The 19,512-nt window shown below is 58.3% G+C and carries 17 protein-coding genes, 1 tRNA gene and 1 pseudogene; 6 read left to right on the forward strand and 13 right to left on the reverse strand.

Annotation, left to right across the window (positions count from 1 at the left end):
- Nucleotides 1–26: 26 nt before the first annotated feature.
- From VD17_RS19100 to VD17_RS19120, 5 genes are all read right to left on the reverse strand, one after another.
- Nucleotides 27–272 carry a 4Fe-4S dicluster domain-containing protein gene (locus tag VD17_RS19100; protein WP_007946457.1) on the reverse strand — a complete coding sequence of 82 codons (246 nt, stop codon included), beginning with the start codon at nt 270–272 and terminating at the stop codon, nt 27–29.
- Between the two features lie 25 nt (nt 273–297).
- Entirely contained in the window at nt 298–2,028 is a 1,731-nt protein-coding gene (locus tag VD17_RS19105) for a fumarate reductase/succinate dehydrogenase flavoprotein subunit (RefSeq protein ID WP_046055199.1), read from the reverse strand.
- Nucleotides 2,029–2,039: 11 nt separating this feature from the next.
- Entirely contained in the window at nt 2,040–2,792 is a 753-nt protein-coding gene (locus VD17_RS19110) for a GntR family transcriptional regulator (protein WP_046055157.1), read from the reverse strand.
- A 274-nt stretch (nt 2,793–3,066) separates the two neighbouring features.
- Entirely contained in the window at nt 3,067–4,035 is a 969-nt protein-coding gene (locus VD17_RS19115) for a Gfo/Idh/MocA family protein (protein WP_046055158.1), read from the reverse strand.
- 16 nt (nt 4,036–4,051) lie between these two features.
- On the reverse strand, nt 4,052–4,939 hold the full coding sequence (locus VD17_RS19120; RefSeq protein ID WP_046055159.1) for a Dyp-type peroxidase: 888 nt from the start codon (nt 4,937–4,939) through the stop codon (nt 4,052–4,054).
- Between the two features lie 277 nt (nt 4,940–5,216).
- Here VD17_RS19120 and VD17_RS19125 point away from each other — a divergent pair, with 277 nt between their 5' ends.
- Both VD17_RS19125 and VD17_RS19130 read left to right on the forward strand, forming a co-directional pair.
- Complete coding sequence (locus tag VD17_RS19125) at nt 5,217–6,842, forward strand: NADP-dependent glyceraldehyde-3-phosphate dehydrogenase (RefSeq protein WP_046055160.1); 1,626 nt, start codon at nt 5,217–5,219, stop codon at nt 6,840–6,842.
- Between the two features lie 47 nt (nt 6,843–6,889).
- Nucleotides 6,890–7,930: an FUSC family protein gene (locus VD17_RS19130; protein WP_185753186.1), complete on the forward strand. Its 1,041-nt coding sequence runs from the start codon at nt 6,890–6,892 to the stop codon at nt 7,928–7,930.
- A 14-nt stretch (nt 7,931–7,944) separates the two neighbouring features.
- Here the strand turns inward: VD17_RS19130 and VD17_RS19135 are convergent, their stop codons facing one another.
- Complete coding sequence (locus VD17_RS19135) at nt 7,945–8,841, reverse strand: DMT family transporter (protein ID WP_046055161.1); 897 nt, start codon at nt 8,839–8,841, stop codon at nt 7,945–7,947.
- Between the two features lie 135 nt (nt 8,842–8,976).
- Between VD17_RS19135 and VD17_RS19140 the strand changes: the two genes are divergently transcribed.
- Nucleotides 8,977–9,414 carry an Lrp/AsnC family transcriptional regulator gene (locus tag VD17_RS19140; RefSeq protein ID WP_008155029.1) on the forward strand — a complete coding sequence of 146 codons (438 nt, stop codon included), beginning with the start codon at nt 8,977–8,979 and terminating at the stop codon, nt 9,412–9,414.
- Between the two features lie 65 nt (nt 9,415–9,479).
- Here the strand turns inward: VD17_RS19140 and VD17_RS19145 are convergent, their stop codons facing one another.
- Nucleotides 9,480–10,151: a Bax inhibitor-1/YccA family protein gene (locus tag VD17_RS19145; protein WP_008155030.1), complete on the reverse strand. Its 672-nt coding sequence runs from the start codon at nt 10,149–10,151 to the stop codon at nt 9,480–9,482.
- Between the two features lie 123 nt (nt 10,152–10,274).
- Here VD17_RS19145 and VD17_RS19150 point away from each other — a divergent pair.
- A tRNA-Ser gene (locus tag VD17_RS19150) sits at nt 10,275–10,362 on the forward strand.
- A gap of 104 nt (nt 10,363–10,466) precedes the next feature.
- On the opposite strand, the pseudogene VD17_RS32265 reads toward VD17_RS19150, so the two are convergent.
- A pseudogene (locus tag VD17_RS32265) lies at nt 10,467–10,606 on the reverse strand (IS30 family transposase); the annotation flags it as partial.
- Between the two features lie 170 nt (nt 10,607–10,776).
- On the opposite strand from VD17_RS32265, the gene VD17_RS19155 reads away from it, so the two are divergent.
- Nucleotides 10,777–11,184 (forward strand): nuclear transport factor 2 family protein, encoded by a 408-nt coding sequence (locus tag VD17_RS19155; protein WP_046055162.1) that lies wholly within the window; start codon nt 10,777–10,779, stop codon nt 11,182–11,184.
- 546 nt (nt 11,185–11,730) lie between these two features.
- On the opposite strand, the gene VD17_RS19160 is transcribed toward VD17_RS19155, so the two are convergent.
- The 5 genes from VD17_RS19160 to VD17_RS19180 form a co-directional block, all read right to left on the reverse strand.
- Nucleotides 11,731–13,050 carry an outer membrane protein transport protein gene (locus VD17_RS19160; protein WP_046055163.1) on the reverse strand — a complete coding sequence of 440 codons (1,320 nt, stop codon included), beginning with the start codon at nt 13,048–13,050 and terminating at the stop codon, nt 11,731–11,733.
- A 157-nt stretch (nt 13,051–13,207) separates the two neighbouring features.
- A complete protein-coding gene (locus tag VD17_RS19165) occupies nt 13,208–15,109 on the reverse strand; it encodes an acyl-CoA synthetase (RefSeq protein WP_046055164.1) in 1,902 nt (633 codons plus the stop codon).
- Nucleotides 15,109–16,065 (reverse strand): fumarylacetoacetate hydrolase family protein, encoded by a 957-nt coding sequence (locus tag VD17_RS19170; RefSeq protein WP_046055165.1) that lies wholly within the window; start codon nt 16,063–16,065, stop codon nt 15,109–15,111. Before VD17_RS19170 ends, VD17_RS19165 begins: the two co-directional genes overlap by 1 nt.
- Nucleotides 16,066–16,240: 175 nt before the next feature.
- Complete coding sequence (locus VD17_RS19175) at nt 16,241–17,332, reverse strand: VOC family protein (protein ID WP_046055166.1); 1,092 nt, start codon at nt 17,330–17,332, stop codon at nt 16,241–16,243.
- A gap of 85 nt (nt 17,333–17,417) precedes the next feature.
- Nucleotides 17,418–18,032 carry a TetR/AcrR family transcriptional regulator gene (locus tag VD17_RS19180; protein WP_046055167.1) on the reverse strand — a complete coding sequence of 205 codons (615 nt, stop codon included), beginning with the start codon at nt 18,030–18,032 and terminating at the stop codon, nt 17,418–17,420.
- A gap of 229 nt (nt 18,033–18,261) precedes the next feature.
- Between VD17_RS19180 and VD17_RS19185 the strand changes: the two genes are divergently transcribed.
- Entirely contained in the window at nt 18,262–19,500 is a 1,239-nt protein-coding gene (locus tag VD17_RS19185; RefSeq protein WP_046055168.1) for an NADH:flavin oxidoreductase/NADH oxidase family protein, read from the forward strand.
- Nucleotides 19,501–19,512 lie beyond the last annotated feature (12 nt).

Raw genomic sequence — 19,512 nt, forward strand, 5'->3', positions numbered from 1 at the left:
GCCGGCTCACTCCTACAGGGACTGTGTCAACGGAGCAAATAAGGGATTTCGACTTTCACGGCCCCGGTCGGGCAGTCCTTTTCACACGGCATGCAGTACCAGCATTCGTCGAAGGCCATGTAGGCCTTTTGCGTGGCCGGGTTGATCGCCAACAGGTCCATCGGGCAGACGTCGACGCACACGGTGCAGCCTTTGTGGGCAATGCAAAGGTCCTCATCGACCGTGACGGGCGCGTTGGAGCGAAAGAAGATTTCCTGGGGTTGATAGGCCATTTCGCGGTCTCTCTTTTTGTGATGCTCAGGCAGCAAAGGCACCGACACGCAGCCGGTCGTAGGCCTGCATTTCATCGGCGTCCAGCGGGATGATGTAAGGCTCGACGGCTTTCTTGAAACTGGTCATCTGGCCGTTTTCATCCTTTTTCAGGTGGCAATGGCAGAACCAGTCGCTGTCGTTGCGTTGCGGGTGGTCGACCCGATAGTGGTAAAGCCCCCAGCGACTTTCGGCGCGGAACAGCGAAGCGCGGGCGGCCATTTCGGCGCAGTCGCGGATCATGCTGACTTCCATCGCGCGCATCAGTTCGTGGGCGTTGTGGGCCTTGATCTGATCGAGATCGCGCTGGATATCGCTGAAGCGTTGCAGGCCGATTTGCATTTTCTTGGTCACTTTCGGCGGTTGCAGGTAGTCGTTGACGAAGCGTCGCAGCTTGTACTCGACCTGAGCCGGCGGCAGGCCGTGTTCGCGGTCCAGCGGCGCGTAGACCCGGGCCTTTTCTGTTTCGATCTGCTGGGCATCGACCGTCGAAAACTCGCGTCCGACGACAAAATCCGCCGCGTTGGTGCCGGCAAACCAACCATAGGTGAACGCGCCGAGCATGTAGTTGTGCGGCACCGCGGCCATGTCACCGGCCGAGTACAAACCCATGACCGAGGTTTCGGCCTTCTCGTTGACCCACACGCCGGACGCCGAATGCCCACTGCAAAAACCGATTTCCGAGATGTGCATCTCGACCATCTGCGTGCGGTAGTCGGTGCCGCGATTGGCGTGAAACTGGCCGCGACTCGGACGTTCGTTGCTGTGCAGGATCTCCTCGATGTTCTGGATGGTTTCCTCGGCCAGGTGATCGAGTTTGAGGAACACCGGACCGTTGCCGCTTTCGAGTTCCTGGTGGAACTCCCACATCATCTGGCCGCTCCAGTAATCGCACTCGATGAAGCGTTCGCCCTTGTTGTTCGCGGTGTAGCCGCCTAACGGACCGGTGACGTAGGCGCAGGCCGGGCCGTTGTAATCCTTGATCAGCGGGTTGATCTGGAAGCATTCCAGGTTCGCCAGTTCGGCCCCGGCGTGATAGGCCATGGCGTAACCGTCGCCAGCGTTGGTCGGGTTTTCGTAGGTGCCCATCAGGTAACCCGAGGACGGCAAACCCAGACGCCCGGCGGCGCCGCAGCAGAGGATCACGGCTTTGGCCTTGATCACATGGAAATCGGCAGTGCGGCAGTCAAAACCCATCACACCGCTGACCGCGCCCTCTTCGTCCGTCAGCAATCGCGTGCAGACCAGCCGATTGGTGATGCTCACCCGCGCCCGTTTCAACTGGCGATACAGGACTTTTTTGATGTCGTGCCCTTCCGGCATTGGCAGCACGTAGGCGCCCATGTGGTGGACCTTTTTTACCGCGTAGTCGCCGGTCTCGTCCTTCTCGAACTTCACACCCCAGCGATCCAGTTGCTCGATGGTTTCGAAGCTATGGGTCGCGTACGCATACACCGCCGCCTGATTGACGATACCGTCATTGGCGATGGTGATTTCCTTGGTGTATTGCTCGGGCGTCGAGTGGCCGGGAATGATCGCGTTGTTCAGGCCGTCCATGCCCATGCTGATCGCGCCACTGCGTTTGACGTTGGCCTTGTCGATCAGCAGCACGCGCAAATCGCGGTTGCGTTCCTTGGCCTTGATCGCCGCCATCGGTCCTGCGGTGCCGCCGCCGATCACGACGATGTCGTATTCCTGTTCGAGCGTCTTTCTAGTCATTGAGCCGTGAGTCATGCCTGCGCCCCTTTTTGCCGGTCGATCCGCAGGCGGTACTGGAAGGCATCGCCGCGGTAGTAAAGGTGTTCGAAGTCCACGGGCTGGCCGCTGGCGTCGTGGGTCAGGCGCTCGATGCGCATGATCGGCGAGCCGGGCTCGACATTCAGCGCCTGGGTCAGATCGCTGTCGGCCAGCACTGCGTCGATGGCCAGATCGGCGTGACCGAGGGCCAGGCCGCAGTCGTTTTCCAGGATCAGGAAAATGTCGCGAGTGACCAGGTCGGCCTTCTCCAGACGCTCGCCGATGGCCTTGGGCAGGTAGGTGATTTCGAGGGAAATCGGCTCGCGGTTGATCAGGCGAACCCGCTTGATCTGCGCCACGGTCTCGCCTTCGGCGACCTGCAAGCGCTCGGCAACGAGTTTGTCGGCGGGAATGAATTTGAAACTGCGCAGGCGGTTGATCACCTCGTAGCCGCGACCGGTCATGGACTCGGCGAGGCCTTGCAGGGTGCTGACGTTCTGGAAGGTTTTCGGCTTGGCGACGAAGGTGCCCTTGCCGTGGATCTTGAAGATCAGCCCTTCTTTCTGCAGATCCCCCAAGGCCTGGCGCACGGTGATGCGGCTGACGTTGAACAGCGCGCCGAGTTCGCTTTCGGAAGGCATCTGGCTGTCTTGCGGGTATTCGCCGTCGAGGATGCGAGCGCGAAGCACATCCCGCAGCTGGGTGTGCAGCGGAACGCTACTGAGGGAGAGAACGTTATCGGTCATGGAAGATCACTTGTTATAACGAGTTATGACGTGATCTTAAAGTTCTAATGGCGGGCTTGAGAAATACTGTTTGAGCATAAGGTTAGAGCGGTCTGTCAGACGGGCACAAACCATTGTGGCGAGGGGGCTTGCCCCCGCTCGGCTGCGCAGCAGTCGCTAAACCTGCTGACATGGTATGACTGAAAGAATGCAGGGGAGCGCTTCGCACTCCAACGGGGGCAAGCCCCCTCGCCACAGGGAACCACTCACCGAGGAAGTGGGGAGTAATCAAAACTCAACAGCGCTTGAGGATCTGGTCCATCACCCAATCGGTTTTCAATGCCTGCTCGGCCACGGCTGGATGCTGCGCTTCTCCACGGATATGGGCGTTCATGCCCAGCACGTGATGCCACTGGATGTGCTCGTGATTGTCGATGTGCAGGCTGAGGTTTTCATCGGCTTCAAGCTGAACCGGATGTTCATCGAATACGGAAAAGCTGATCCGGCCTTTGCTGCCGATCAGCTCGACCCGATCTTCGCGGCGGTCCGCAACGAAGTTCCAGCAGCCCATGCCCAGGGCGCCCGACGCAAACCGCCAACTGGCGCTGACGGCATCCTCGGCGGCATACAAACCGGCCTGGTGCGCGGTAAACCCGGCGACTTCGACGATGTCACCGAGCAGGTACTGGAACAGATCGAAGCCATGACTGGCCAGGTCGGCGAAATAACCACCGCCAGCAATTGTCGGGTCGGTGCGCCAGTTATCTGTACCGCCAAGATCGGTCGGAGATGGCGCTTTGGTCAGGGTCCAGGTCAGGTGCCGGACCTCGCCGATCCGCCCCTCTTCCAGCCATTGCCGCACTTGCTGGAAGCGCGGCAGCGAACGCCGGTAGTAGGAAACAAACAGGTGCAGCCCGGCATCGGCAAAGACCTTTTGCATCTCACGGCTTTGCCCGGCATTCAACGACATCGGTTTTTCGACGCAGCAATGTTTGCCAGCGGCGGCCACCCTCAAGGCGTAAGCGTGATGACTGTCAGGCGGCGTGGCGATGTACACCGCGTCGACCTCGGGATCATTGATCAGCGCGTCGACTTCGGTGTAGACCCGAGCGATGCCGTGGCGCGCGGCATAATCCGTCACCGCGTCCAGACGCCGGCCCATCACCGCCACCAGCGCCGAACCGGGCGCCTTGTAGAAGGCCGGCCCGCTCTTGCGTTCAGCGACGCTGCCACACCCGATCATGCCCCAACGCACCACGTTCATACTCACTCCCTGATGGTTAACCGATGCACAGTGCGCGCAGGTCCAGATGACCGTCCTTGAGCGGCGGGCACCAGTAGTAGCCGCCAGTGATCGGCCGGCTGATGCGGTACAAACCGTCGGTGATGCCGTCTTCCAGACCGCTCATGCGACGCAGTTGGGCTTCGAAGGCATCGAGGGAGAAACCGAAGGCCAGGAACATCAGGCCGGCGCGGTCGCCTTCGATCCAAGGCATGGAACGGCGCACCACAAAGGCCTCGGGGGCGAAGCTTTCCTGGGCGGTGCGTTTGACGTGAGCGGAAATCGGCGCGTCGTCGATCTCTTCGTTGTCGCTCAAACGACGGCCCATGATGTTGTCCTTCTCATGGGACGGCATCGCGTGGAAGCCCTTTAGATCATGCTGCCACTGCTGGATCGCGGCGAAGCTGCCGCCGACCATTCCGTCAGCGCCGTCACTCACCAGCGCAGCGGCAACGGCGGCTTCGTCGTGAGGGTTTTCGGTGCCGTCTTCGTAACCGGTCAGGTCATGGCCGGTGAGGTGGCGGAAGGTTTCGTTCATCTGCACCAGACGCAGGGCCGGGGCCAGCGCGGCTTCGATGGCGCTGCTGCGATTGAGCAATTCGCCACGGTCGACACCGTGCAACCAGCACCAGAGCGCGTGCTGGGTCGACGGGTTGTCGACGCCGACACCGGTCAATGCTGGAAAGGCGCGCAGGCCTTCGATTTGCCCTTTGAGGGCCTTGACCAGGGATTCACCGAAACCGACTACTGCCGACTTCCCGTCGACCAGCCCTTTCAGATTTTCCAGCGCGGCCGGCAAGGCAGCGGCGGATTCGAGTGCGAAGAACATATGACGGGCTTGAGGCGGAACTGGGGTGGCGAGAATGCCCGGCTGGTAGTAACTCATATGAACTCCTTTAGAAAGAGCGCGAAGTTTAACCGCAGCATCGGCCGTTGTGTGTTTTCAGCTCAAAAACCGCCACTGTCATCCCTCTTCCAACCGGTCAAGACAGCCTGTGTGCTGTGGGTCATGACAATCCGTGTTGCCATCTGGTAAAACGATTCAGCTATGCTGATCTAGCCACCACTTTCGACAGCCGCGTTGTGATCAGGCCTTGACCTGATGGCAGTGCGTAGCGATAACAGACCTTATCCGCATCACCCAATCCAGACGGGGTAGCGACATGACCACAGCACACATCCTAGGCAACCTGTTTCCCGACGCCAGCGACATCCCGGAAAAATACCGCCTCGACGGCCAGACCGAGCAGCGTGAGTACCTGGTCGACGGCGAGCTGAAAACCTGGTCCGGGCCCCTCGCCCAAGTCCGCAGCCCGGTGTACCTGGCGGGTGAGAATGGCGACGAACAAGTGATCCTCGGCAGCACGCCACTGCTCGATGCCGACACCGCATTGACCGCTCTCGACGCCGCCGTCCGTGCCTATGACCGGGGCCAGGGTCTGTGGCCGACAATGCGCGTAGCCGAACGTATCCAGCACGTCGAGACCTTCCTCGGACGCATGCGGGAACAACGCGAAGCCGTGGTCAAGTTGCTGATGTGGGAAATCGGCAAGAACCTCAAGGACTCGGAGAAAGAATTCGACCGCACCTGCGATTACATCGTTGACACCATCAACGCGCTCAAGGAACTCGATCGCCGCTCCAGCCGCTTCGAACTGGAACAGGACACCCTCGGCCAGATCCGCCGCGTACCGCTGGGTGTGGCGTTGTGCATGGGACCTTATAACTACCCGCTGAACGAAACCTTCACCACGCTGATTCCGGCGCTGATCATGGGCAACACCGTGGTGTTCAAACCGGCCAAGCTCGGTGTGCTGCTGATTCGTCCGTTGCTGGAAGCATTCCGCGACAGCTTCCCGGCCGGGGTGATCAACGTGATCTACGGCAGCGGCCGCGAGACGGTCAGTGCGCTGATGGCCAGCGGCAAGATCGACATCTTCGCGTTTATCGGCACCAACAAGGCTGCCAGCGACCTGAAAAAACTCCATCCAAAACCACACCGCTTGCGCGCAGCGTTGGGCCTGGATGCGAAGAACCCCGGCATCGTGCTGCCTGAAGTGGATCTGGACAACGCGGTCAGCGAAGCGCTTACCGGTTCCTTGTCCTTCAATGGCCAGCGCTGCACCGCGCTGAAAATCCTCTTCGTCCATGAAGACGTGGTCGACGCTTTCATCGAGAAATTCAACGCCAAACTCGCCAACCTCAAACCCGGCATGCCGTGGGACAGCGGCGTGGCGCTGACGCCGTTGCCGGAAGCGAGCAAGGTCGATTACCTGCACTCGCTGGTGGCGGATGCCGTGAGCAAAGGCGCCACCGTGGTCAACCCCAACGGCGGTGAAGCCCGCGCCTCATTCTTCTACCCCGCCGTGCTGTATCCGGTGACGCCGCAGATGCGCGTCTATCAGGAAGAACAATTCGGCCCGGTCGTGCCGATCGTGCCTTACCGGCATCTGGACACGGTGATCGATTACGTCCTGGAGTCGGACTTCGGCCAGCAGCTGAGTATCTTCGGCACCAACCCGGTGGCGGTCGGTCGGCTGGTGGACACCTTCGCCAACCAGGTCGGCCGGATCAACCTCAACGCCCAGTGCCAGCGCGGCCCGGACACCTTCCCGTTCAACGGCCGCAAGAACTCCGCCGAAGGCACGCTGTCGGTGCATGATGCGCTGCGGGTGTTTTCGATCCGGACACTGGTGGCAACCAAGTTCCAGGAAACCAACAAAGAACTCATCAGCGAGATCATCAGCGGACGCAGTTCGAGTTTCCTGACCACCGATTACATCTTCTGAGGAGACCGAGCCTGAGCACATTCAGAGCCAATCGACTGCCACCGCTAATGCGCCGACTGCTGCGTCCGTTGCTGGACCCGTATCGGCGCTATCGCCACGCCAGGGTGATCCACGCGGTGCGTGTGTCGTTGGGGTTGCTGGCAACGATCCTGCTGACCACCGGCATCCATCTGCCCCACGGTGAGTGGGCGTCGGTGACGATGCTGGTGGTGATCGGCGGTTTGCAGCACCACGGCAACATCGGCAAAAAAGCCGCCGAGCGCGCCATCGGCACCTTGATCGGCGCCGGCGTCGGCTTGCTGCTCGTGGCGCAACAGGCCTGGCTCGGGATGCCGTGGCTGACCTATTTCGCGATGGCCGTGGTTTGCGGATTCTTCTCGTACCACGCCATCGGCAAGGGCGGTTACACCGCGTTACTCTCGGCGATTACCGTGTTTATCGTCGCGGGGCATGGCGACAATCCGATCACCGACGGGTTGTGGCGTGGGGTGGACATCCTGATCGGCATCGCCCTGGCCCTGGCATTTTCTTTCGCCCTGCCGCTCTACGCGGTTTATTCCTGGCGCTACAACCTGGCCGATGCCTTGCGCGACTGCGCGACGATCTACGGGCGCATCATCAATGGCCAATCGGTCACCGATGACGAGCACCATAAACTCGTGGGCCGCCTGAACACCGTGATGGTGCAACTGCGCTCGTTGATGCCCTCGGTGTCCAAGGAAGTGCGGATATCCATGACCGAACTCGATGCCATTCAGCGCCACTTGCGGATGTGCGTCAGCACCCTGGAAATCCTCGGCAATACCCGACCTGACGCCAGTGACCCCGATGCCATGGCCCATCTGCAATCGGCCTTGAAAGCCGAGCATCGGCTGATTCGGGTCCAACTGATCGGTATGGCCCGGGCGCTGAAATCCGGTGCATCCCAGCGGCTGAGTCGGCCCGTCGAACTGCCGTTGGATTCAAGCCTGGCCGCACCGGTTTACAACCCGCTGGATGGCTACCGGTTATTGGTCCGGCAATTAGCCGCCAACATCGGCGAGATGCGCCAGCGCCTGGCCAAGACGGCACCGCGCTGGAACATCTGACGTTTCTTGACGGCTTATTGCGTCGTCACCGTCCGACGAAACTTAAGGCTCCAGCCCTGTTGCATGCCGGCAGCGGCCAACAGAATCGCGGCGACACCGATCCATTGCAGCGGCTCCAGGCGATGGCCGAAAGCGAACCAGTCAACGAAAATCGCCGCAATCGGGTAGATGAAGGACAGCGCACCGGTCAGTGCCGTCGGCAGTTTTTGGATCGCGCCGTAGAGCAGCACATACATCACGCCGGTGTGGACAATGCCCAGGGTGACCAGACTGGCCCACGCGCTCGGCGCTTGCGGCAGTGCCGAAAAGTGCGCGAATGGCGCGAGTAACAGCACACCGGTGGTGACCTGAATCAGCGCGATCAGATGCGGCGGTGTGCCGGTCAGGCGTTTGATGATCAACGCGGCAATCGCGTAAAGAAATGCCGCCCCCAGCGCCAGAGCGATGCCCATCAGGTAATCATTACCGCTCTCGCCCTGCCCGCCATGTGCGCTAACAATCGCCAGCATCCCGAGAAACGAAATACCCAGCCAGAACAGTTTCTGCAGGGTGATTTTCTCGTTGAGAAACAACGCGGCCAACCCCACCAGCATAAACGGCTGAACGTTATAGACCGCCGTACCGATGGCAATCGAGGCGCGGGAGTAAGAAGCAAACAACAGCACCCAGTTGCCGACAATCGCCACGCCGCTGAGCACGGCCAACAGGAACGTGGTGCGGGTCAGAATGCCGGGGCGCAGGAAGCCGAATGCCGCGCAGATCAGCAACAACGTGCCGGCGCCGAACACGCAACGCCAGAACACTACGTCCAGCACCGGCTGCCCGGACACCAGAACGAACCAGCCGATGGTCCCGGAAATCAGCATGGCGGCGGTCATTTCAAATGACCCGTGACGTATTGTTTTGTCCATCATCAGACTCCTGTGTTTGAGCCCAAAGTATGCCAATCCGCCGAAGGGCTTCTCCAGAGCAAAAAGCAGGCTAAACTCGATTTCTGCCTTTTTTATCAAGGCATTTTGAATTTATTGCCTAATAGGGGTTTCGCCATGACCGACGATATCGACCAAGTGCTGATCACGGCATTGATGGAAGACTCACGCCGCTCGCTCAAGGCTCTGGCGCAGATCAGCGGCCTGTCCTCGCCGAGCGTCGCCGAGCGATTGCGTCGCCTCGAAGAGCGTGGCGTGCTCAAGGGTTACACCGTCGAGATCGACCCCAAATGCTTTGGCTATCAACTCCAGGCCATCGTCCGTATTCGTCCGCTGCCAGGCCAGTTGCAGGAAGTGGAACGGCAGATACAGGCCATTCCCGAATTTACCGAGTGCGACAAAGTCACTGGCGATGACTGTTTCATCGCACGCCTGCATGTGCGTTCGATGGAGCAACTGGACACCCTGCTCGACCGCCTGAACACCCACGCCGAAACCAACACTGCCATCGTCAAGAAAACCCCGGTCAAGCGCCGCTTGCCACCGATGGCGTGACCCTTTACTCAAATCGCAGGCAAGAAAAAACCCGCCGAAGCGGGTTTTTTCCTCAAGGCTGACGATTAGTCATCGCGGCTCATGATGCCGAACAGCTGCAACAAGCTGATGAACAGGTTGTAGATCGATACATACAGGCTGATGGTCGCCATGATGTAGTTGCGCTCGCCGCCATGAATGATGGCGCTGGTCTGGAACAGAATGCAGACCGAGGAGAACAGCACGAAACCTGCGCTGATCGCCAGTTGCAGACCGCTGATCTGGAAGAACAGGCTCGCCAGCGTCGCACCCAGCAGCACGAAGAAGCCTGCAGTGATGAAACCACCCAGGAAGCTCATGTCCTTGCGGGTAATCAGCACATAAGCCGACAGACCGCCGAACACCAGCGCTGTCATCGCGAAGGCCGAACTGACCACCTCGGCGCCGCCCTGCATGCCCAGGTAACGGTTGAGGATCGGGCCGAGCAGGAAACCCATGAAACCGGTCAGGGCAAATGCCGACACCAGGCCCCAGGCCGAATCACGGAGTTTGTTGGTGAGGAAGAAAAGGCCGTAGAAACCGATCAGCACCACGAAAACGTTCGGGTAGCCGACACGCATCTGCTGAGCGACAAACGCCATCACGCCGCTGAATGCGAGGGTGAGAGCGAGTAAGCCGTAAGTGTTGCGCAGGACGCGGCTAACCTCTAGCTGCTCAGCCTGCACGCTGTTATTAACTGCGTAATCCTGTTCGCGCATGGCGACACTCCTGTTGGTTTGAAACGTTCAGTCGCAAAGATCATAACAGACGCTCTGTAACAAGCTACGTAGAGAGTTTGACAGTGTGTTTCATTCAGGTATTATGGCGCCCGCAACGCAAACGGAGGTGTGGCCGAGTGGTTTAAGGCAACGGTCTTGAAAACCGTCGACTGTAACAGGTCCATGAGTTCGAATCCCATCGCCTCCGCCATATTTGTACCGACAAAGCCCTGATTATTCAGGGCTTTGTCGTTTCTGGGGTTTGTGAATCAGGTTCGCCCATTCCTTGGTCGTTTCCGCATCTTTCCGGCTATTTCCGCCAAGATGCGCTGTACGCTGTATCGATGAGTGGTTTCGTTCAAATAGTTGGGCGATCTGCTGGAGAGAGTCGCCTTTCTACCAGTGATCCCACATTTCTGGCTTTCGGTGTAATAGATCCCAGGTCTCTGCTTCATCTGCAACACTCCTTCTGCTTACACAGGATCTAGTTGTGTTGCATCGACCGGTTGAATCCACAGCCAAAAGCTGCCTTCCGGCCTTCGCCTTCCATACCTATCTACCAGACTCGTTCGAGACGTGTGTCAGCCTGCCTCGGCAAAGAATTCATCGGCGAGAGGTTTTTTTGATGGCTACTGCTTCGAACCTGAAGGATATTTTTGACCGCTGGGAACGAGTTTGGCACGAGGGCGAATACGATTTAATTCCCCAATGTATGGCGCAAGCTTATATCCGGCACGATGAACTCGGAGACCGCACCGTAACGCCAGAGGATTACGTCAAGGAAATTGCTAAGGCACGAGAGGCACGTCCCAATACCCGTTTCGTTATCTACGAACACAGTTTCGTCGGCGACCGCGCTTGGTTCCGCTTCAATTTGAAATGGACTGACCCGAGCACGGGTGGCACTCAAACCCGGGCGGGCATACAGCTTTATCGAATCGAGGCCGACAAGCTCGCAGAAACTTGGCTGACTCTGCTGCCTCTAGGTTCAGCGTGGCCGGATACTGTTGCTCAGGATCATTGGACGAGCTAAACGCTGACTCGCAACCAATTTTGACCGCTGCCTGGCTGAAACAACAGTCAGCTTTGGATCCAGAGTGTGTAAAAACGCAGACACCGTTTGGAGATCTGCGTTGCTACGTAAAATCTGCCAGCGCTTGGCTAGTCAGCAAGACCTGAAATTTGCGTAGGAACGCAATTTTCGTTCGGGTTCTGACCGTCATACCTGCTCTAAAACGTTTTTACACAGCCTAGGTCGATTACAGCCCTTCGCGACAAGCAGCAATCGGCCAGCAGCAGTCATTCAAATGTGCCGAGTCGCGTTGTGCGGGTCGACGCAACTGCCATCAACTGAGTTGATCGATGACCTTGATCTGCGTCAACCCTGCCAGTTCAGCCTGCTTTAATACCTCCTCTGACGTCGCGTCCGCGGGCTTCTGTTCTCTCCATCCCCACCATGCAGCTGGTGCAGGTGCATACCCGCCTCAGGAATGGGCAACCGAGCCTACTTGAGTTCGAACACGCCGTTGGATAAATTTTGCAGCTCTATACAGACCTACTGCGCAGTGTGCCTCACACGTTAGTACCGATAGGTAGCCTGCACTGAAACCCCATTCGCACTATTGTCGTAGTTGGCGCTGTATCCAGGTTGAACACCGGAGTTGTTCGCCTGCTTTACCGAGACTTTGGAATCCCAGAGATAACCATAAGCAAAGTCTATCGTCAGATCGGAATTCGGCGAATAAGCGCCACCCAAGGTCACGGCTTGGCGATTCCCGACCGGAATGCGCACGCTGCGATCAGCATTCCTGATTGGCGACGGATCATAGGCGTAGCCTGCGCGCAGCAGCCATTGTTGGTTCAATTGATAGGAGGCGCCAACTGCGGTGCTCCAAGTGTCGCGCCAGTTCATTTCTTCGATCACACTTCCCAAGCCAGCCGCCTGACCCACAGGGGAAAGACCGCTATTGACTGCCTCGACCTTCTGGATCCGGCTCCAACGTTTCCAGGTGGTCCCCAGGTAGCCCGTCCAGCGACTGTTGAAATGATGGGTGATAGAGGTGTCCACGGATTCGGGCATCGTGAGGTCTATCTTGTTGTCATACTTTCCGTCCAGCGGGATAACGCTCGGGGAGCCAGAAACCTCAGTATGCCCTTTGAGTTCATAGTCCACCTTCGAGTGATAGTTAATCCCCCAACGGGTTGCCTCAGTAAAGTCAACCAAGATGCCTACGTTATAACCAAGTGCCGTGTCATCGCCTTTGATGGTGACCAGTGTGTCCTCGCCATTGTTCAGGGCGCCGGTGGCCAGGTAATTCTGAAGCTTTGCATTGAAACGGTTTATGGTCGGTCCGCCACCAATGGACACGTAATCATTGATCCGATAGGCAATGGTGGGCTGCAAGGTTATTTCCTTGGTCGTGCTGTAGGAGCCATGGTAGCGACCCTGAAAAGTGCTCTCGTAATCATTGATCAGGCCACTCGGAGCGTAGAGACCCAGGCCAATCGAAAAACGATCATCAAGTGGCGTCGACATATAAGCGAAGGGCACAACCCCCAACGGTACCGAATCCCCTTTATTCGTTCCTGAGGCACTGCTCTGCGCATCACTGATGTCATCGCTCACCGAGACGACCGCAGCTCCACCGGAAATCTCAGTGCGTTTGAGTTTGGTCAAGCCCGCAGGGTTGCCAAAGATAGTGCTGGCGTCCAGCGCGGATGACGATCTTCCCGCATAAGCAGTTCCCGCACTACTTGCACTTTGCTCGTTCAAGGCAATGCCATTGGCGCCCGCGGTTGTTGAAGCGCTGAGTATGGCTACGGCGCCGGTTAACTTGATCCAGGAAGCAAATGCTTGCTGAACAGAGACACACGGGATCGCACGGTTATTCACTTTCATTGTCCACCCCTTATTCTTTTTGTTGGTTGCACGCAGGCAAGGCTTGGCCTTCCCGTGCACATGTCAGTGCCGGTTGGAGTTGATCGAAGTTGTGAAAAGGGCCCTGGCTGATTAGCACCAGGGCATGTTTGTTTAACTTATGAAAGCGAACTCGCACTCATTTAAGCCACTCCACTTGAAAGCTATAGCGCCCTAGAAGAAGGGCCAGGGACTCCTGATTGCCTCCCGCCCGGATGCATGCGACTAGCCCGCGTCGTCCATCCTGTACCACCTCTACCTCAACTTCCTGCAGACACATACGTTCCACTTCCTGCTGGACTACTCTGGCAATCTCCCGCTGCTGCAAAGTGGGCTTGAATATCTTGCCCACGGCAGTCAGAGGCAACGCTTCGAGGATTTCAATGCGCTTGGGAACGGCTGCCCGCTCGCTGATGTTGAGATGAGCGAATGCCTCAAGTTCTTCGGCGCTGCACACTTGCCCGGGGCGCAGTTGAACGTAGGCGACCGGCACCTCGCCCGAGTAGGCATCGGGACTGCCGATGGCAGCGGCCAAGGCGACGGCGGGATGTGCCTGCAGAGCCTCCTCGATTTGCTTGGGATCGATGTTGTGACCGCCACGAATGATCAACTCCTTCTTGCGTCCGGTCAGCCAGAAATAACCCTGCGCATCCTGACGACCCAAGTCGCCCGTATTCAGCCAGCGCTGACCGTCGATATCGATCCAAAGGCCCTGGTTATGACGCTCCTCCAGATAGCCTTCGAAAAGGTTCGGTCCACTGATCGTGATGAGGCCGATCTCATCCTCGCTGGCGTCGCGCAGGTACTCTCCCGAATCGTTGAGCAAGACCGCGCGCATAGTCTGGTAGGCGATCCGTATCCCGATGGAGCCGATATGGCGCTCGCCATGGGGCGGATTGATTGAGGAGACGCAGGCGCCCTCAGTAAGGCCGTAACCTTCAAGGATTTTCACCCCGGTACGGTTCTCGAACTCTCGGAAAAGCTCAGCCGGCATGGGTGCGGCGCCACACATGGCAAAGCGAAGACTGGAGAGGTCGCGGCCCCGCCATTCATTTTGCAGAAGTGCAGCATAGACAGTGGGCACGCCGGAAAAGAGGTTGATACCGAAGTGCTCGACCATCTCCCAGAATCGTGGGATCACTCCCTCGCCACGATACCCCTGAGGCGTCCCGAGGATCACATGGTCGCCTTGAGTCCAAGGCATCAGTCCAGTCACCAACTGGCCATTGACGTGAAACAGCGGCAACCCACAAAAGATAACCTGGCCACCACTGCGCGGCTGCAAGTGAGCGGCCACGGCCCATGCATTGAATACTTCAGAGCCATGGGTTCGGGCGGCGATCTTGGGGAGCCCGGTGGTGCCGCCAGTACAGATATAAGACGAGCATTCATCCTGACGGATTTGCCGACCGCTCTTGAGGTATGTGTGCGGCTGAGTCGCCATCAGCGATCGCCAATCGTGGATCGCGATACCACTGTGTAAGTCTCGCTCCTTCAGTGCCGCGGCTTTCAGAGCCCCACGCACAGGTTCGGCGACATAGGGTTCCATGCTGACCCAAACAACAGACCTGACCGTGGGTATCTGATCCAGCTGCGAAGCCAGTTTGGGCCACAGATCACTGCCCGCAGTCGGCGCAAGCGTTACTACCACGGATGCCTTCGCGGCATTCAGCAAGCCAGCCATCTGCTTGGCCTCGAGCAGAGGATTGATCGCCATGACGATCCCGGCCGCCTCCCCGCCCCATATCGTGAAATGGGTTTCCGGCAGGTTGGGCAGGATGAAGGCAAGCACCTCACCCGGTTTTATGCCCAGGTCATGAAAGGCATTTGCCGCGCGGGTGATATTCGCGAAAAGCTGGGAGTAGTTCCACTCGCAGGTGCGCTTGAAATCGGCGGCATCGGCGAAGAAGCTCAGCGCCGGTGCCTGGGGGGTGCGCTCGGCCGCCACACGCAGCGCTTCATAAGTGCTGCAAGCCAGGCCACGCTCCGACAAGGGGACTCGTTCGAGATGTTCGATGTCGCTCAGGGTCTGCACCACCATCAGGCTTCCCCCACGACTCGGTTGCGTTGCACGCCGAGATCGATCACGCCATCGGCGCTGCGAATACGCGCCTCGACTACGTCACCTGCCTTGAGGTACTGCGTCCGGCCCTCTTGCGCCTTGAGGAAAAGCTTCCACTTGGTGGCTTCTGGCATCAGGGCAGCAATGCGCTGTTTGGCAGGCGAAGGCACCGTTAGAGCACAGCCCGCAGGCGTACCGGTGGCGATCAGGTCTCCAACGTCGAGATCTTGCAAGGCGGAGAGTTCGGTCAGGGTTTCAGCGGGACCGTAAACCAGGTTGGCCGTGCTGTCGTTCTGTCGCACCTGGTCGTTGACCGTCAGGCGCAGCTGCAGGTCTTTCAAGTAATGAATGTTCGAGGCATCCAAAAGGCAGAGGTACGGACCGACCGGACCGAAAGTGCGGTAGCTCTTGCCCTTGTAGAACTGCATCTGGGGAATCTGAATGTCACGCGCCGAGTAGTCATTGACAATGACAACGCCCGCAATGAACTCATGCAGATTGGCGTCGGTGACAGCAACAGCGCCGGTGATCGAGCGCTTCATCACGAGGCCCAGTTCGATCTCGTAGTCAAGAAAGCGCACGTGGCGCGGCTTGATCAGGTCGCTGTCAGCCGCCACCAGGCAACTCGTCGCCTTGGTGAAGATCATGTTGAATTTCTTCGCATCCGGGTCCATGCCCGACTCGATCATGTGCTGACGGTAATTGGCGCCCTGGCAGACGAACTGCTGGTTACGGGTCACCGGCGACAGCAGTTTTACTTCGCCCTCCGCAAGCTCAGCGCCTTTCAGTTGAGCGAGGTTGTCGATACTGTTCTGGCGAATGAAGTCACCGGTGGTTTCAAAAACACCGGGGACAACCGTGATACGGCCCTGGCGAAGCACGCCCCAGTGGATACCGTTCTGAAATTCAAAGCGGACTACGTGTACAGCAGACATTGAAGGTACTCCTGGAGCGGTGTTTGTCCCGCGTTCGGTGGTGCGAGAACTGTGGTGTTGTTCTGAAGGGGGGCTGACAACGGTGTAAACCCACGCACCGCCAGCAATCAAAGCGCCGGCTTTAAGCACGTCCCGCCGGCCAAACCGGGTTGAGTTGTCCGACATGGCGGCAGCTCTACCCGAACATCCGCATGAGTGTTATCAGCTTGCGAATGGTCAGGTCCGGGCTGCGTCGCAGGTTGCGGATCAGCAGAAGCACATTGGTCAGGTTCATCTTGGGTTTGGTAAAACTCTTGGGCATGCGCTGCCCCCACTGCGCCATTGCCTCGGGACTCACCGGATGAATGCCCGTAGGCCGAGTGGCCGTGAAAAGATCCCCGTCGCAGTAATGCTCGTGCTTGTCGCCCCAAGGGTCTTGCCAGTAATCGAAGATCTGACTGCCCAGAATGTGCCGGCCGATGCCCCATGAGTGTTCCCAACCGCGCTCGCGCAGGACGCGCTGCCCCATACCCACGGCGTCTGCATCAACGACTTCATAGGCGCTATGGCTGTAGGTCGCCATGAACCCTTGCGCAATCGCGAGCGTATGGTGAGGCGCCGGCATATCACCGAGATCAAGGCGCATGAAAGTGACGATGGGCGTGCCGTCGGGGAGTACCTGCACATCGCTGGGAATAAACCCGAAGTACTGCGTATACCAGGCACAGGTTGCTTGATAGTCGGCCACCTCAATGACGATGTGACCCAGTTTGAGAACTTCAGGGGGAGCAATCGGCGGGCGCTGCGTCGCGTTGATTCGCGGTTGTTCCTGCGCCAGATTCCAGTGCAATGGAGCTCTATGCACCAGAGGCTTGCCCGGCGTCTGGTCACAGACGGCTTCCACAATGAAACCGGAAGGATCCGTCAGTCTGACGTAATACCCTTTACCCGGATGTTCCGATTTCTCGACCGATGACGCACCCGGGATTCGAGTGAGCTTTTCCAGATCTTCCAGGGACTGCACGGCAAGTCCGAACCCGATAAAACGTGCCTGTTCGCCACGTTGGACACGGTAACAATAGGCAGTGGCTTCGGTGGCCCGCAGATAGAGCGTATCGGCCTCCTGCCGACTTACCGTCAGACCGAAGTCAGTCAGGAAACGCGCCGCCTCATTCAAGTCCGGGCGCTGGAAGATCAGGTGAGTCAGATCCTGGGCCTTTACCGACGGCTGCGGATGCCGCGCGGGGTGTGGTGTCGCCAACCGGTGCAATTCGTTTTTGTTGTTCATTGTTGTTGTTTTCCGGGTTTTTAGGGCAAAGCTGTCCCGAACCCCTGAAAACTCAGGGGTTTATTCAGTCAAATCAATTACGAGCTCAGTCGAGAGACGGAAGTGCCGGCAACTCTTGGGTCGCCAACGCACGAGCCTCTTCTGGCGGCACACCCAATGCCCGCAATACCAGCTCGGCGGTATCAGAGCCCGACTCGCGCCACGTTCGGTGACCTTCCAGTACCAGGAAAATCGAGCCAAGCACGCTGCTCGATATCAGCGTCAGTACCGAGAGCAATTGCTCCTGCGCAAACGTGTAGCGCCCTGTGGCAAGCCCGCTCAGAAGATCCTTGGTCGCCTGGCTGCTGAACATTTCGCGCAACGCCGAATTGCTCATGGCGAATTTATGGATGAACGCGCCCCACTGAGAGTCTTCGTGCGCTCGGCGAATGAAGAATCGAATGCCATTGGCCAAGCGATGAGCGGGATCCGAGAGGGAATTGAAGCTCTTGTTGACGCGCTCATGCATCTCCCTCGCGAGATGACTGGCTACCGCTTCGAACAGGCTTTCCATGCTGTCGATGTTGCTATAGACCGTTCCGCGCGCCACGCCTGCCTCTTGCGCGAGGTCAAGGATGTTCACTTGTGAAGTGCCTCTCTCGGCGAACAGGCGAAAGGCAGCTTGATGGATGCGGCGCTGTGTTGGATTCAGGGATTCCACGGTTCTCTCTCCAGGATTACCTCATGGACCGATTGAACACTCGTGTTCATTTTACGTCAACACTATTTTTTAGCATGTTGGATTTTTCGTCCGAAAAAACGGCCTAAAACCTAACAATCTGAATGCCAGGATCAACCTCGCCTAGTCAATAAATGTACTGAACATTGACATAATTGAACACGCGTGTTCATTTATGTTGGTCGAATTTTTATTAGCTGAAGGACAGAACATGACCGGCTCAAATCTCTTCAAACCGCTTCGATTGCCCAACGGCACGGTGATTCCAAACCGAATCGCCAAGGCTGCCATGGAGGAGAATCTTGCCAACGGGGATCACGCTCCAGGGGAAGCGCTGGTTAAGCTCTACCAGCGTTGGGCGGAGGGTGGTGCCGGTCTGATCATCACTGGCAATGTCATGGTTGACCGCCACGCCTTGACCGGGCCCGCTGGCGTAGTGCTTGAGGACGATCGGAACCTGGGCAAATTCAAGCTATGGGCCGATGCCTGCCGCAGCCATGGAGCCCAGGCCTGGATGCAAATCAATCATCCCGGACGGCAGCTGCTGGCTTCAATGGGGCAATCGGCAAGGGGTCCCTCCGCAGTGGCGGTCGATATCCCCGGCCTTTCAAAAGCGTTTGTGCCACCCAGGGCTTTGGAGGAACAGGAGATCGAAGAGCTGATCGGGCGCTATACCCAAGCGGCGGTGCTGGCCGAGCGTGCCGGATTCACCGGCGTGGAGATTCATGCCGCGCATGGCTACCTGTTCAGCCAATTCCTTTCCCCCCTGACCAATCGGCGTGATGACCGCTGGGGCGGTAGCCTCGAAAATCGTGCGCAAATTCTATTGAAAACCATCGACGCAATTCGCCAGCGAGTGGCACCGATCTTTTGCGTCGCTGTGAAGCTCAACTCCGCAGACTTTCAGCGCGGCGGGTTCGATGCCGCAGATGCGGCTCGTGTAGTGGAAATGCTTAACGCCAAGGCGGTCGACCTGGTCGAGTTGTCGGGCGGCAGCTACGAAAGCCCGGCCATGCAAGGGCAGACCCGCGATGGCAGCAGCCTGGCTCGAGAAGCCTATTTTCTCGAGTTTGCAGAAAAAATAGGCGATATAGCGCGCATGCCGCTGATGGTCACCGGCGGCGTGCGTAGAAAGGAGGTCGCGGAACGCGTGGTGAGCGGCTCGGTGTCGATGGTCGGACTTGCCACTGCATTGGCAATCGAACCAGCCCTGCCAAAACAGTGGCTGGCGGGTCGGGACATCAAAGTGGAGCCCATCGTCGTCCGCTGGAAGAATAAGACGCTGGCATCGCTGGCAGTGGCATCGGTGATCAAGAAGCAGCTCGGCTTGCTGAGCCAAGGGAAACGGACAAAACCCGGGACATCGCCCCTCATGGCATTGATCGCCAATCAACTGAAGGCTCGTCGTCAGGCGAAGAGCTATCGGCAATGGATTGATCAAGCCAGGTAGATCAGCGACGAC

Origin of the sequence: Pseudomonas fluorescens, assembly GCF_000968015.1 — a bacterium.
GTDB classification, from domain to species: domain Bacteria; phylum Pseudomonadota; class Gammaproteobacteria; order Pseudomonadales; family Pseudomonadaceae; genus Aquipseudomonas; species Aquipseudomonas fluorescens_W.

What these genes read in the sequence shown, in the direction of transcription:
- VD17_RS19100 (WP_007946457.1), bottom strand. Translation starts at nt 272, where the DNA reads ATGGCCTATCAACCCCAGGAAATCTTCTTTCGCTCCAACGCGCCCGTC.
- VD17_RS19105 (WP_046055199.1), bottom strand. Translation starts at nt 2,028, where the DNA reads ATGACTAGAAAGACGCTCGAACAGGAATACGACATCGTCGTGATCGGC.
- VD17_RS19110 (WP_046055157.1), bottom strand. Translation starts at nt 2,792, where the DNA reads ATGACCGATAACGTTCTCTCCCTCAGTAGCGTTCCGCTGCACACCCAG.
- VD17_RS19115 (WP_046055158.1), bottom strand. Translation starts at nt 4,035, where the DNA reads ATGAACGTGGTGCGTTGGGGCATGATCGGGTGTGGCAGCGTCGCTGAA.
- VD17_RS19120 (WP_046055159.1), bottom strand. Translation starts at nt 4,939, where the DNA reads ATGAGTTACTACCAGCCGGGCATTCTCGCCACCCCAGTTCCGCCTCAA.
- VD17_RS19125 (WP_046055160.1), top strand. Translation starts at nt 5,217, where the DNA reads ATGACCACAGCACACATCCTAGGCAACCTGTTTCCCGACGCCAGCGAC.
- VD17_RS19130 (WP_185753186.1), top strand. Translation starts at nt 6,890, where the DNA reads ATGCGCCGACTGCTGCGTCCGTTGCTGGACCCGTATCGGCGCTATCGC.
- VD17_RS19135 (WP_046055161.1), bottom strand. Translation starts at nt 8,841, where the DNA reads ATGGACAAAACAATACGTCACGGGTCATTTGAAATGACCGCCGCCATG.
- VD17_RS19140 (WP_008155029.1), top strand. Translation starts at nt 8,977, where the DNA reads ATGACCGACGATATCGACCAAGTGCTGATCACGGCATTGATGGAAGAC.
- VD17_RS19145 (WP_008155030.1), bottom strand. Translation starts at nt 10,151, where the DNA reads ATGCGCGAACAGGATTACGCAGTTAATAACAGCGTGCAGGCTGAGCAG.
- VD17_RS19155 (WP_046055162.1), top strand. Translation starts at nt 10,777, where the DNA reads ATGGCTACTGCTTCGAACCTGAAGGATATTTTTGACCGCTGGGAACGA.
- VD17_RS19160 (WP_046055163.1), bottom strand. Translation starts at nt 13,050, where the DNA reads ATGAAAGTGAATAACCGTGCGATCCCGTGTGTCTCTGTTCAGCAAGCA.
- VD17_RS19165 (WP_046055164.1), bottom strand. Translation starts at nt 15,109, where the DNA reads ATGGTGGTGCAGACCCTGAGCGACATCGAACATCTCGAACGAGTCCCC.
- VD17_RS19170 (WP_046055165.1), bottom strand. Translation starts at nt 16,065, where the DNA reads ATGTCTGCTGTACACGTAGTCCGCTTTGAATTTCAGAACGGTATCCAC.
- VD17_RS19175 (WP_046055166.1), bottom strand. Translation starts at nt 17,332, where the DNA reads ATGAACAACAAAAACGAATTGCACCGGTTGGCGACACCACACCCCGCG.
- VD17_RS19185 (WP_046055168.1), top strand. Translation starts at nt 18,262, where the DNA reads ATGACCGGCTCAAATCTCTTCAAACCGCTTCGATTGCCCAACGGCACG.